The organism is Vibrio sp. WZ-1, from assembly GCF_052037695.1.
Classification (GTDB): domain Bacteria; phylum Pseudomonadota; class Gammaproteobacteria; order Enterobacterales; family Vibrionaceae; genus Vibrio.
The window spans coordinates 39,851-53,049 of the sequence record NZ_JBQEQR010000054.1 but is presented as its reverse complement, the minus strand read 5'-3'; the positions used below and the strand labels follow the sequence as shown (position 1 = coordinate 53,049).

At 46.0% G+C, this 13,199-nt stretch carries 12 protein-coding genes; all 12 read right to left on the bottom strand.

Annotated features, from left to right (window positions below):
- Positions 1-39: 39 nt before the first annotated feature.
- The 12 genes from der to hscA all read right to left on the bottom strand — a co-directional run bounded on the left by der (position 40) and on the right by hscA (position 13,186).
- Positions 40-1,536, bottom strand: coding sequence for a ribosome biogenesis GTPase Der (gene der, locus ACTS60_RS04695; protein WP_440887317.1), 1,497 nt, complete (start codon positions 1,534-1,536; stop codon positions 40-42).
- Between the two features lie 181 nt (positions 1,537-1,717).
- Positions 1,718-2,878 (bottom strand): outer membrane protein assembly factor BamB, encoded by a 1,161-nt coding sequence (gene bamB / locus ACTS60_RS04690; RefSeq protein ID WP_440887316.1) that lies wholly within the window; start codon positions 2,876-2,878, stop codon positions 1,718-1,720.
- 12 nt (positions 2,879-2,890) lie between these two features.
- Entirely contained in the window at positions 2,891-3,505 is a 615-nt protein-coding gene (locus ACTS60_RS04685; protein WP_440887315.1) for a YfgM family protein, read from the bottom strand.
- 124 nt (positions 3,506-3,629) lie between these two features.
- The gene (hisS, locus tag ACTS60_RS04680; protein WP_010446176.1) at positions 3,630-4,898 is read right to left on the bottom strand and encodes a histidine--tRNA ligase; all 1,269 of its coding nucleotides are present in this window, start codon (positions 4,896-4,898) and stop codon (positions 3,630-3,632) included.
- 54 nt (positions 4,899-4,952) lie between these two features.
- Entirely contained in the window at positions 4,953-6,071 is a 1,119-nt protein-coding gene (ispG, locus tag ACTS60_RS04675; protein WP_005424674.1) for a flavodoxin-dependent (E)-4-hydroxy-3-methylbut-2-enyl-diphosphate synthase, read from the bottom strand.
- A gap of 5 nt (positions 6,072-6,076) precedes the next feature.
- Positions 6,077-7,015, bottom strand: coding sequence for a cytoskeleton protein RodZ (gene rodZ, locus ACTS60_RS04670; protein WP_440887314.1), 939 nt, complete (start codon positions 7,013-7,015; stop codon positions 6,077-6,079).
- 391 nt (positions 7,016-7,406) lie between these two features.
- A complete protein-coding gene (locus ACTS60_RS04665) occupies positions 7,407-8,534 on the bottom strand; it encodes a bifunctional tRNA (adenosine(37)-C2)-methyltransferase TrmG/ribosomal RNA large subunit methyltransferase RlmN (protein ID WP_440887313.1) in 1,128 nt (375 codons plus the stop codon).
- A 210-nt stretch (positions 8,535-8,744) separates the two neighbouring features.
- On the bottom strand, positions 8,745-9,170 hold the full coding sequence (ndk, locus tag ACTS60_RS04660) for a nucleoside-diphosphate kinase (RefSeq protein WP_440887312.1): 426 nt from the start codon (positions 9,168-9,170) through the stop codon (positions 8,745-8,747).
- Positions 9,171-9,270: 100 nt separating this feature from the next.
- Positions 9,271-10,569, bottom strand: coding sequence for an aminopeptidase PepB (gene pepB / locus ACTS60_RS04655; RefSeq protein WP_440887311.1), 1,299 nt, complete (start codon positions 10,567-10,569; stop codon positions 9,271-9,273).
- A 171-nt stretch (positions 10,570-10,740) separates the two neighbouring features.
- The gene (gene iscX / locus ACTS60_RS04650; RefSeq protein ID WP_005424887.1) at positions 10,741-10,935 is read right to left on the bottom strand and encodes a Fe-S cluster assembly protein IscX; all 195 of its coding nucleotides are present in this window, start codon (positions 10,933-10,935) and stop codon (positions 10,741-10,743) included.
- 45 nt (positions 10,936-10,980) lie between these two features.
- A complete protein-coding gene (fdx, locus tag ACTS60_RS04645) occupies positions 10,981-11,319 on the bottom strand; it encodes an ISC system 2Fe-2S type ferredoxin (RefSeq protein ID WP_005424889.1) in 339 nt (112 codons plus the stop codon).
- Positions 11,320-11,332: 13 nt separating this feature from the next.
- A complete protein-coding gene (hscA, locus tag ACTS60_RS04640) occupies positions 11,333-13,186 on the bottom strand; it encodes a Fe-S protein assembly chaperone HscA (RefSeq protein WP_440887310.1) in 1,854 nt (617 codons plus the stop codon).
- Positions 13,187-13,199 lie beyond the last annotated feature (13 nt).

Below are 13,199 nucleotides of genomic sequence, written 5' to 3'. Positions count from 1 at the left end.
ACCCAAGTCGAAACTTGGGTATTCAGAAAATCTTAGCGATTATTTGTTGCGGTTTTTCACTGCAGACATCATACGCTTGCGCTTACGCTCTTGAGATAGCGTTAGCTTGTTTGTACGGTTCTCGTACGGGTTGTCACTGTTCTGGAAGTTAATACGGATTGGTGTACCCATGATTTCCAACGACTTACGGAAGTAGTTCATCAAGTAACGTTTGTACGAATCAGGTAGATCGCGAACCATGTTACCGTGAACAACAACGATAGGTGGGTTGTAACCACCCGCGTGCGCGTACTTCAGTTTGATACGACGGCCACGAACCATTGGCGGTTGGTGATCATCTGTTGCCATCTTCATGATACGAGTCAGTACAGAAGTACCAACACGTGTTGTTGCTGACTTGTACGCTTCTTGAATCGATTCGAACAAGTGACCAACACCAGTACCGTGCAGCGCAGAGATAAAGTGAATTCGAGCAAAATCGACAAAGCCTAAGCGGCGGTCGAGTTCTTTCTTCACGTTCTCTTTTACATCATTATCCAAGCCATCCCACTTGTTTACAGCAAGTACGATTGATCGGCCTGCATTCAAAGCAAAACCAAGCAAGCTTAAGTCTTGATCTGAGATGTTTTCACGCGCATCGATAACCAATAGAACCACGTTTGCGTCTTCTACGGCTTTCAGCGTTTTAACAACAGAGAATTTCTCAACGGTTTCGTTGATACGACCACGGCGACGTACACCCGCAGTATCGATCAATACGTACTCACGACCATCACGTTCCATTGGAATGTAGATTGAGTCACGCGTGGTGCCTGGCATGTCGTATACCACAACACGCTCTTCACCAAGAATACGGTTTGTCAGTGTTGATTTACCAACGTTTGGACGACCAATGATTGCCAGTTTGATTGGCTGATCTTGTAAACGTTTGAACTCTGCTTCAGCATCTTCTTCAGTGTAATCTTCAATTGCTAGCTCTTCATCTTCGAACTCAGTCAGATCTTCAATCTCACCTTCTTCAGATTCACTTGCCAGTAGATCATCAAAGAATGGCGCTAATGCGCGTTCTAGCAATGCCGTTACACCACGACCGTGTGCTGCGGCAATTTGGTACATATCGTCAACACCAAGTTGCCAGAAGTCGGCACAAGCTGCGTCGGCATCAATACCATCGATCTTGTTTACTACCAGCATTGCTGGCTTTTCGATTTTGCGCAGGTGCGCAGCAATCGCTTCATCCGATGGCGTTAAGCCAGCGCGACCATCAACAAGGAATAGTACTACGTCAGCTTCATCAATCGCAGCTAGCGATTGTTCTGCCATTTTCGTTTCTACGCCTTCTTCTGTGCCATCAATACCACCGGTATCGATAACAATGAATTCGTGTTCTTCACCAAGACGAGCTTGGCCATATTTACGGTCTCGCGTTAGGCCAGGGAAGTCCGCAACCAACGCGTCACGTGTGCGTGTCAATCGGTTAAATAGTGTAGATTTACCTACGTTCGGACGCCCTACTAGAGCAACAACAGGTACCATAACAACCTCTACAATAATCTTTCTTCTGTAGTTATAGGTAACGACTTGCTCGATGCCAAATCAAACCAGCTTTTTACCTATAACCACGTCAGGAATAACTGTTAATAAATAATAATTTCAAACAACAAAACGGCTCCTAACTGTTACCAGCCAGGAGCCGAATGTGAATTATATCACGATATTATTCGTTAATGCTCAGTTTCTTTACATCGCCATTGCGAGTAGTAATGACATAGCCATCAGAAACTGAAACCGGGCCAACCGCAAAGCCACTACTGTCTACTTCTTGCTGGGCAACGAACTCACCAGTAGAGCGATCGAGCCAATGCAAATAACCAAGAGTATCACCGACTACTAAATAGTTATCGATTACTACTGGTGCTGTCAGTTGTCGATACTCAAGTGATGCATTTTCCCACAGTTCAGTACCACTACGCGCATCTACAGCGACCACGTGATCTTTCTCTGTGATAACGAAAATACGGCTACCGTCTGTCGCTAAATCATTTGCAGATGAGTAGTTACGCTTCCATAAAGGTTTAGCAGAACGTAGATCAATTGCAATTAACTGTCCATTGTAACCAACAGTGAAAAGAGTGCCACCCAGTACAATCGGTGAAGAATCAACGTCTACAAGGCGGTCAATTTCTGTTGCCCCTTTCGGCGTTCCGACCGGTTGTTGCCAAATCAATTGGCCACGTTCAACAATCGCTGCAGCTAGTCGACCATTTGCTGTGCCCCAGAACACCCCGCCACCAACAGCTGTTGGTGTGCTATCACCACGAAGGGTTAGGTTTGGAACTTCAGTACTGATCGCCCATTTTTGCTCGCCTGTTAACTGGTCAAGAGCAAACAAAGTGCCACGGCTGGTGTTTACAATAATTAAACCGGAATCAGCAACAGGGTTAGCAAGAACTTCACCACCGACATCAACACGCCATGTTACTTCACCAGTTTCTTGGTCTAAGGCAAATACTTCACCATTTTCAGAGCCAATGTAAACATGATCATAAGCGGCTGTGAGACCACCAGAAAGACGCGCAATCACATCTTGCTCTAAGTCTGTTTGCCACAACGTTTTACCTGTTTCAGGATCCAGAGCTTTGACCAAGCCATCACGACTTGCTACGAACAACTTGTCATAAGCAAAAGCAGGAGATAGCTTTGAAAAGTAATGGCCTACGCCATCACCAATTGAAGTACTCCAATTCGTACTTGGTGTAAACTGATTATCAACCTTCGGTAGCGGCGCCATAATAATGGTGTCTTCTTCGCCAGCACAGCCAGCCAGAATACCCACTGTCATCGCACTCAATAAGGCATGCTTCAAGACTCTTTTCATCCACTGCGGTCCTTATTTTGCGAGATCGTCCAATTTCATTTGCAAGGTTGGGCTTGCATCTGCAGCTTGCTGAGCTTCAGTATAAGCTGTGTAAGCGGCATCTTGATTTCCTTGACGAAGTGCAATATCACCACGTAATTCAGCAATACGACCCGCCCATGCAGTGTCAGTCACTTTGCTCAACTCTGCATTTGCAGCATCAAAGTTACCTTGTTCAGCTTCAATTCGTGCAATGCGGTAGCTAATTAATGGAGCCAGAGCTGCGTCTTTAGTGTTGCTTTGAGCCCATTTCAGCTGCGTTAATGCAGCTGGTAGCTCATTCGCATCGACTTGAGCTTTAGCAAGCTGCATCGCGGCCAACACTGAATACTCTTTCACTTTATTCGAGTCAATAAACGCTTGCACGTCTGCTTGAGCATCAACACCTTTCGCTTGCAGCGCGTTCATTGTTGTTGTGTAGCTCAAAGAAGCCGCTTCACTCGCCTGAACAACAGAATCTTGATAGTAACGCCAACCAAATAGGCCACCTAAACCAACCACGGCACCGATGATTACGGCTTTGCCGTTTTCCTTCCACCAGTCTTTAATTGCTTCAACTTGTTGTTCTTCAGTATCGTAAAGTTCCACTTCCTGTCCTCTTAAAACATGTAAATGGCAGCAGACTGCCATTGTTCCTATTTCGTCGAAAGGCTCCTATCTTGGGAGCCTTGCTATTACGAATTAGGATTTAATCTCTAGCTTATTAAAAGACTTAAATCAGTGCTGCGATCTTCTCAGCAACTTCTGCTTGGTTGTAAGTCTCTTGCTCACCACCCACCAAGTCTTTTAGTACTACGGTGTTATCCGCAACTTCGTTTTCGCCCAGAACTAATGCTACTACAGCACCCACTTTATCTGCGCGCTTAAACTGTTTCTTGAAGTTACCGCCACCGAAGTGACTCATCACGCGAACGCCAGGAACAGCTTCGCGAAGCTGTTCTGCTAGCTTCATACCCGCCATCATGGTGCCTTCGCCTGCTGTTACTACGTAAACATCCACACTGCGACGAACATCTGTTAGCTCAAGTGTTTCGAGCATCAGAACAAGACGTTCTAGGCCCATAGCAAAACCAACTGCTGGTGTTTCTTTACCACCCAATTGCTCTACAAGACCATCGTAACGACCACCGCCACATACTGTGCCTTGAGCACCTAGGCTCTCAGTGATCCACTCAAATACTGTGCGGTTGTAGTAATCCAGACCACGAACTAGACGTTCGTTAACTGTGTATTCGATACCTGCAGCGTCTAAAAGTTCACATAGACCTGCGAAGTGAGCTTTAGATTCCTCACCTAAGTACTCAGAAAGACGAGGTGCATCACCTAAAATAGCCTGAACATCAGGATTCTTCGTATCCAGAACACGCAGTGGGTTAGTATGCATGCGACGCTTACAATCTTCGTCTAGCACATCGATATGTTGCTCAAGGAATGCAACCAGTGCAGTACGGTAGTCTGCGCGATCTTCTTGAGAACCGATAGAGTTAAGCTCAAGACGAACATGTTCATTGATACCTAGCTCACGCCATAGACGTGCTGTCATCATGATAAGCTCAGCATCAACATCTGGACCATTTAGACCAAACACCTCAACACCACACTGGTGGAATTGACGGTAGCGACCTTTCTGCGGACGCTCATGGCGGAACATTGGCCCCATGTACCACAGACGCTGTTCGTCACGGTTGATCAAGCTGTTTTGAATACATGAACGTACACAACCCGCAGTACCTTCAGGGCGAAGTGTTAGGCTGTCTCCGTTACGATCATCAAAGGTGTACATTTCTTTTGAAACGACGTCTGTCTCTTCACCAACTGCGCGGCTGAATAGGTTTGTTTCTTCAACGATTGGCATGCGCACTTCGTTGTAGCCGTATGCGCTCACGGTACTTTTCACTGCGTTTTCAAGCTTCTGCCACAGTGGAGATTGAGTTGGAAGGCAGTCGTTCATGCCTCGGATTGCTTGGATTTTCTTTGCCACAATAATTACCGTCGCTTAGTAACCCGAGCACGCTTACATGCTCGAGCTATGAGATTAATCTTCTTGTTTGATATCGATGCGGTTAGCTTGATCTAATACAGACGCTTTCGCACGGATTTTCGCTTCTAGTTGGTTCACTAGATCATCGTTGTCGAAACGCTCTTTCTGACGTTTGCCGTCTTCGTAGAATGCGCTCTTCTTGTTACTGCCTGCAAGACCTAAATGCGACACTTCGGCTTCACCAGGACCATTTACTACACAGCCGATGATCGACACATCCATAGGTGTGATGATGTCTTCTAGGCGCTCTTCCAATGCGTTTACTGTGTTAATCACATCGAATTCCTGACGTGAACAGCTTGGACAAGCAATAAAGTTAATACCGCGAGAGCGAATACGTAGAGATTTAAGAATATCAAAGCCAACTTTGATTTCTTCTACTGGATCTGCTGCCAATGAGATACGCAACGTATCACCGATCCCTTCTGCTAGAAGCATACCTAAGCCAACAGAGGACTTCACTGCACCAGCACGCGCACCACCGGCTTCGGTAATACCTAGGTGTAGAGGTTGGTCGATCTGTTTTGCCAATAAACGGTATGAATCCACCGCAAGGAAAACATCAGACGCTTTCACACTCACTTTGAACTGGTCAAAGTTAAGGCGGTCAAGGTGATCCACATGACGCATCGCCGATTCCACCAATGCTTCTGGCGTTGGCTCACCGTATTTCATCTGTAGATCTTTTTCCAAAGAGCCACCGTTGACGCCAATACGGATTGGGATGTTTTTGTCACGGGCACAATCAACAACTGAACGAATACGCTCTTCGTTGCCGATGTTACCTGGGTTAATACGCAAACAGTCGACACCATACTCTGCTACTTTCAGTGCAATACGGTAGTCGAAGTGAATGTCCGCAACGAGCGGTACAGACACTTGCTGTTTGATGAGCTTAAAGGCTTCCGCCGCATCCATGGTAGGAACAGAAACGCGTACAATGTCTGCACCCACTTTTTCTAATGCTCGGATTTGTGCGACTGTGGCTTCCACATCAGTCGTGCGAGTGTTTGTCATTGACTGTACAGCAATTGGTGCACCATCACCAATTGGTACATCACCCACATATATACGCGTCGATTTACGACGAATAATTGGAGATTCGTGTTGCATAATATTTATAACGGTAGAGTGAATCTAGCTACTTTGCCTGAAGTATACCCAGAAAGGTCGACAGGTTCACTTGCAAATGTCATTGTCACGGCTTCTGGCGCACCTAAAATCACTTTAAATGGTGCTTTTCCGGCAAGCTCGACATTTTGACCTGGCTTGTGAGTACCTGAAACTAACGTTTTCCCATTAGCATCTTTAACTTGGATCCAGCAATCAGAGGTAAACGTCATTGTCACTGGCGTCATACCCGCTGGAATTACTATTGGTTTTTCTTCAACTTCAACAACTGTAGGCTCTGTTACTGGTTGAGTTAACTCTTCAGTGGAACTGGTCTCTTCTTCATCCACAGCATCGACAACTGGTGTCTCTGTTGCAATTTCAGAAACCATTTCATCAACAATTGGCGCTTCATCTGCTGTGGTTTCAATAGCAACAGTATCCGTTGACACAGTAGGCTCAACATCGAACGTGGCATCATCAACAACTTCCGTTTCAACTGCAGCTTCATTAACCACTTGAGCTAAACTGTTCTCTTGTTGATTTTGCCACCACCAAACCGCGGAAATGCCAGTAATCACTAAAGCAATCGCCCATGTTAGCAACATAATTCGGCTGTTGTGTTTCTCTGTTTTGGTTTTGCGAGAGAAGCTCTGCATCTCCTGCTCTTGGTGTTGCGCTTCACCAGTGGTATCCAGAGCAGAAAGCACTAAGTGCTCATCAACAGAAACCAATTTTGCATAAGAACGTAAGTAGCCACGAATAAAGGTTGCGACTTGATGAGAATCAAATTGGTTGTTTTCGATATCTTCGATGACAGATACACGCAATCTTAGGCGATCAGCAATTTGCTTTTGAGTCATGCCTAAAGACTCGCGCTTATTCTTCAGTAAAGTGCCCGCTTCAATAGACAGCGGAGTTTCATTGTTTTTTTCGTGTTCAGTCATAATGGCGGTAATAAATCTGTTAGGTGGCTAACGCAGTATATTTTTCGTTCTTATTCTTAAGCCTTACTTAAAGATAGCTAGCTTGAACGCGTTAACCAAAATTCTTTTTTGAAACGCTCTGAGGCTGGAATCTGAATGTATTAGAAGACGCAGATTTCAAACAACGTTATGAGACAAACTTAGCGTGCTGTCAGAGCGATAGTAATAAAACAACTTCCATGATAAGCGAATGTTCTAGGAAGACAAAAACTCTTTACTATCAAATTAACAGATAGCTCAAGCTTTTGTCCAAAAAATGACACAAGTTCTCTTTTTTGCTTACCTAATTGATCTCTGATAGAAAAAAATAGCCAGAGTATAAGGCTCTGGCTATTTATCAATTCGTTGCGAGTTAAACCGCTTTCACTTCAATGGTGTCTGCACCACGCGCCGCTTTTAAAGCTGCTGTACGTTTTGTACGGTCAATAACATCACCGACCAACTGACCACATGCCGCATCGATATCATCACCACGTGTCTTACGAACCGTTACTGTGTGCTCGTATTGCATCAGTGTTTTCTGGAAACGGTCGATACGCGAGTTGCTCGGTTTCTTGTAAGGTGAACCTGGGTACGGGTTAAACGGAATCAGGTTGATCTTGCATGGTGTATCTTTCATCAGTTCCGCCAACTCACGTGCGTGGTCCATGTCATCGTTCACATGATCAAGTAGCACGTACTCTACCGTTACTTTACCGCGGTTCGCATTTGAAGACGCGATGTAACGACGAACAGACGCTAGAAAATCTTGGATATCCCAACGATCGTTGATCGGCATGATTTCACTACGTAGCTTGTCGTTTGGCGCATGAAGAGAGATCGCCAATGCTACGTCAATTTTACCTGTCATCTGATCAAGGCCAGATACCACACCTGAAGTTGATACGGTTACGCGGCGCTTAGAAAGACCGAAGCCCAGATCATCAAGCATGATTTCTAGTGCAGGGATAAGGTTCTTCATATTAAGAAGAGGTTCGCCCATCCCCATCATTACTACGTTAGTGATTGGACGACGACCCGTTTCTTTTTGCAAACCGATTTCGCGCGCTGCGCGCCATACCTGACCGATGATTTCAGATACTTTTAGGTTACGGTTGAAGCCTTGTTGAGCGGTTGAACAGAACTTACATTCCAACGCACAACCTACCTGAGACGATACACACAATGTTGCGCGATCTTCTTCTGGGATATAAACCGTTTCTACGTCCTGATCACCCACCTTCATCGCCCATTTGATGGTGCCGTCTGAAGAGTGCTGAGCTTCTGCTACCGTCGGTGCTTTGATTTCACACTTGTGCTGCAGTTTTTCACGTAGCTTCTTGTTGATGTTCGTCATGTTGTCGAAGTCATCAACACCGAAATGGTAGATCCACTTCATAACTTGATCCGCACGGAACGCTTTTTCGCCTAGCTCTTCCGCGAAAAATTGACGCATGCCCTTGCGATCAAAGTCGAGTAGATTGATTTTTTCAGTGGTCATGTTGCCTCTCAATGACTGAAACAAGAATAAGGGCGCGAATTGTACAGCCTTTATGCAGCTACAACAAGGGCTGTAAGACCCTGAGTTTGCTAAGGCATTAAATTCCAACCGATTAAATTTTAGACAATATGTGTAATCAATTCTCAATCCATTTCGGATAATAAAAAGCCTCGGAAAATTCCGAGGCTTAATATTTATATTAGAACAAGATTAACGAGGACAAATCTCTGACTCTGGGAAGAAAAATTCGATTTCACGAGCCGCAGATACCGGACTGTCAGAACCATGCACAGAGTTATGACGCATACTCAACGCATAATCTGCACGGATGGTGCCGCATGCTGCTTCTTCTGGGTTTGTTTTGCCCATTAGCTCACGGTAGCGTGCAATTGCATCTTCACCTTCTAGAACCTGAACCATGATTGGGCCAGATGTCATGAATTCTTTCAGTGCAGGGAAAAAAGGCTTGCCTTCATGTTCTGCATAAAAACCGCTCGCCTGCTCTTCAGTCAGGTGAACCATTTTCGCTGCAATGATACGTAAACCCGCTTTTTCGATACGGTGGTAAATCTCACCAATCAGATTGCGTTCTACAGCGTCGGGCTTAACAATTGAAAACGTTCTTTCTAGAGCCATAAAGTTTCCTTTTTGTACTTGTAATAATAGTTTTATATGAGTGACTTACGTCTCTCTTAGTTATACCAGCACAGACACTAAGTCTGCACTGGTAAAAGTCTTATTTTGTGGCTTGTTCGTTCAGGAATCGAGCAAGAGTACGAACGCCCATACCTGTTGCGCCAGCAGACCACTTATCTGAAGCAGACTTACGGTAAGTGCCTGCACAGTCAAAGTGCAACCAACCTTTCTTGTAATCTTCAACGAAGTAAGACAAGAATGCCGCAGCTGTACTTGCGCCCGGAGAGTAATCACCAGAACTGATGTTAGATAGGTCAGCAAAGCTTGACGGCAGCATGCCACGGTGGAAATCAGCAAGAGGCAGTGGCCATAGGCCTTCTTTCTCTTGGTTTGCCGCCGTTAGCGCTTGATGTGAAAGCTCATCATCAAAGCTCATTAGCGCATGGTAGTCGTTACCTAATGCATTCTTCGCTGCGCCCGTTAACGTTGCACAGTCAATGATCAGCTCAGGTTTTTGCTCACTTGCGTAGATAAGGCCATCAGCAAGAACCAAACGACCTTCAGCATCAGTGTTCATGATTTCTACTGTCTTACCGTTTTTGTAAGTGATGATGTCGCCAAGCTTCAAAGCTCGACCAGAAACCATGTTTTCAGCACAACAAAGGATCAGTTTCACGCGCTTGTTAAGGCCACGCAAAATAGCAAGAGCAAGACCGCCGGTAATCGTACCTGAACCGCCCATATCCGCTTTCATTGCCGTCATAAAGTTTGATGGCTTCAAGCTGTAACCGCCTGAATCAAACGTGATGCCTTTCCCTACTAGACACGCAAAGACTGGTGCATTTTCATCGCCAGTTGGGTTGTAATCAAGTTGCAGCATTGCCGATGTGCGCTCAGAGCCGCGACCCACAGCGTAAATACCTTCCCAGCCTTCTGAAAGCAGATCTTTATCTTTCACGATACGCGCTGTTACTGTGCCCTGAGGTGCAACAGACTTGATGAATTCTGCAGCCATGGTCGCCAATTGACGAGGGGCTACTTCTTCTGCGGTTTTATTGATGATATCGCGAGTAAAGTCTGTTGAGGTGATGCGAGCATGTAGCTCTGCTTGGTCTTGCTCAGAAAGCGCAACCCACTCTAGCGTGCCGTGTTTTTTCGGGTTGCGGTAACCTTGGTGAAAAGCCCAAATGCTTTCCAAATCCCAGTTGTCACCTGCAAGTAGAATTGAGCGAATTCCTTGGCCATCGAGCTGACGCGCTGCACGTTGAACTGCACCAAGATCATGACCTTCACCTAGGTGAATGGTTGTGCCATTCTCAGCAAACGAAAGCAATGCTTTGTCGCCCCAATGTGGTGCCGCTGGTTCTTGGCTTAGAAATACAGACATCTGTGTAGACATGGTTTCTCCTTGTCTTATAACGGCGTTGCCTACGCCTCTTCTTTTTAATAACTATCGGATGTTAGCATTATGTAGGGTAAAAATGTCAACTTGATAAAAAAACGGACCTTAAGGTCCGCTTTTTTTAGTGAGAATTGTTAACTCTGCTGCGTTTTACCGCCGAATCGAGCATTAATCCGCTTCGTCCATCCAGCACAAGATAACAGCTTCTAGAATCTTTTCATTACAATGGTTTGGCTCATCGTCAAACTCATCTAACTCCATGATCCATTGGTGAAGATCGGTAAAACGTACGGTTTTAGGATCTAAGTCGGGAAACTTATCACAAAGCTCAATCGCGATATCGCGAGAATCTGTCCATTTCATTGCTCGTCTTCCTTTTTGCTTCACCCCTATATTGGGGAGATAGTATTAGTGATCTTCCGACGCGTGGTTTAGCGTGTATTTTGGAATCTCAACTACCAAGTCTTCATCGGCCACTTTCGCCTGGCAACCTAGGCGAGACTCTGGCTCAAGACCCCATGCTTTATCTAGCATGTCATCTTCTAGCTCTTCACTCTCTTCTAGCGAATCAAAACCTTCACGAATGATTACGTGGCAAGTAGTACAAGCACATGACTTCTCACACGCATGCTCGATACCAATACCATTTTTCAGCGCTACGTCTAGAACGGTGTCACCAGTGTTTGCTTCCAACACTGCACCCTCTGGGCACAAATCTTCGTGTGGTAATACAATAATCTTAGGCATAACTACTTATCTCTTATATATCATTAACTGACTGACCAGACAGTGCAGCTCGAATTGATTTATCCATACGGCGCGACGCAAAGTCTTGGCTTGCTTTGTCGGTGTCTTTGATGCCTTGCTCAATCGCAGAAACATCGTCGCCATTACGCAGCTCGATCAGCGACTCGATCACTCTTAATAGTTCTTGCTTCTCTGTCTCTGACAGCAATTCATCACCATCCGCCTGCATCGCTGCGATCAAGCCCTCAATAACTCGATCCGCTTCAACACGCTGCTCAGCTAAAGCTCGAGCTTGCATGTCTTCTTTCGCAAAAGCCATTGAATCACGAAGCATGTTCGCGACTTCGTCTTCACTTAAACCGTAAGACGGCTTCACTTGGATTTCTGATTGAACGCCAGTGCTCTTCTCCATTGCGGTCACAGACAACAAACCATCTGCATCAACTTGGTAAGTCACGCGAATATGCGCAGCACCTGCTGCCATTGGTGGAATGCCTTTCAATGAGAAACGAGCCAGTGAGCGGCAGTCATCCACCATTTCACGCTCACCTTGAACGGTGTGTACCGTCATCGCCGTTTGGCCATCTTTGAACGTGGTAAATTCTTGTGCGCGAGCCACAGGAATGGTTGTGTTACGTGGGATGATTTTCTCAACCAAGCCCCCCATGGTTTCAATACCAAGGGACAAAGGAATTACGTCTAAAAGCAGCATTTCAGAGTCAGGCTTATTGCCTGCCAAGATGTCTGCTTGGATACCCGCACCGATTGCAACTACTTCATCTGGGTTAATGCTTGTCAGTGGTGTACGGCCGAAGAATTCGCCAACCATTTCACGTACAAGCAATGTGCGTGTTGAACCGCCGACCATGACCGCTTCGAGTACATCTTCCGCATCCACATCAGCATCTTTCAGCGCACGACGACAAGACATTAGGGTTTTCTTCACTAGCGGACGAATCAGATCTTCGAACTGTTCGCGAGTCACGGAGCCTTTCCAGCCAAATACATCAACATCAACGCTGTCTTGCCCAGAGAAAGCGATCTTCGTCGCTGTTGCAATATTCAGTAGTGCACGGTTCTTCTCAGCAGAAAGCGGCGCTTCTAGGCCTGCTTGCTCCATTAGGTAATCCGCCAATAGGTGGTCAAAATCATCACCGCCTAGCGCAGAGTCACCGCCTGTTGCCAATACTTCAAAGACGCCTTTCGACAGACGAAGGATTGAGATATCGAACGTACCGCCACCTAGATCGTAAACCGCAATCACGCCTTCTTGGCCAGAATCTAGACCGTAAGCGATCGCTGCAGCTGTCGGCTCATTAAGCAGACGTAGCACATGAAGACCCGCCAATTTCGCCGCATCTTTTGTACCTGCACGTTGAGCGTCATCAAAGTAAGCAGGAACGGTAATAACTACGCCAGCCAACTCGCCCCCTAGCGTCTCTTCAGCACGCTTGCCTAGTGCTTTAAGAATGTCGGCAGACACTTCAATCGGGTTTTTGTCACCTTGAGCGGTTTGCAGAATAGGCAGACCGTTGTCGCTTTCTTTAAATTGGTAAGGCAAAGATGGGTAGCGAGCTTGAATATCTTTTAGTGAACGACCAATCAGACGTTTTACCGAAATGATGGTGTTTTCTGGTTCTTGCTCCGCTTTTGCTTTTGCGTCGTAACCAACTAACGCCGTATCTTGCGCGTAGTTCACTACAGAAGGCAAAATACTGCGGCCTTGGTCGTCTGTCAGTGTTTTTGCGTCACCGCTGCGAACAGATGCAACCAAAGAGTTGGTGGTACCTAAGTCGATACCCGCTGCTAACTTGTGCTCATGAGGTGCCGAGCTTTGTCCCGGTTCTGCGATTTGAAGTAGTGCCATGATGGATCCTTGT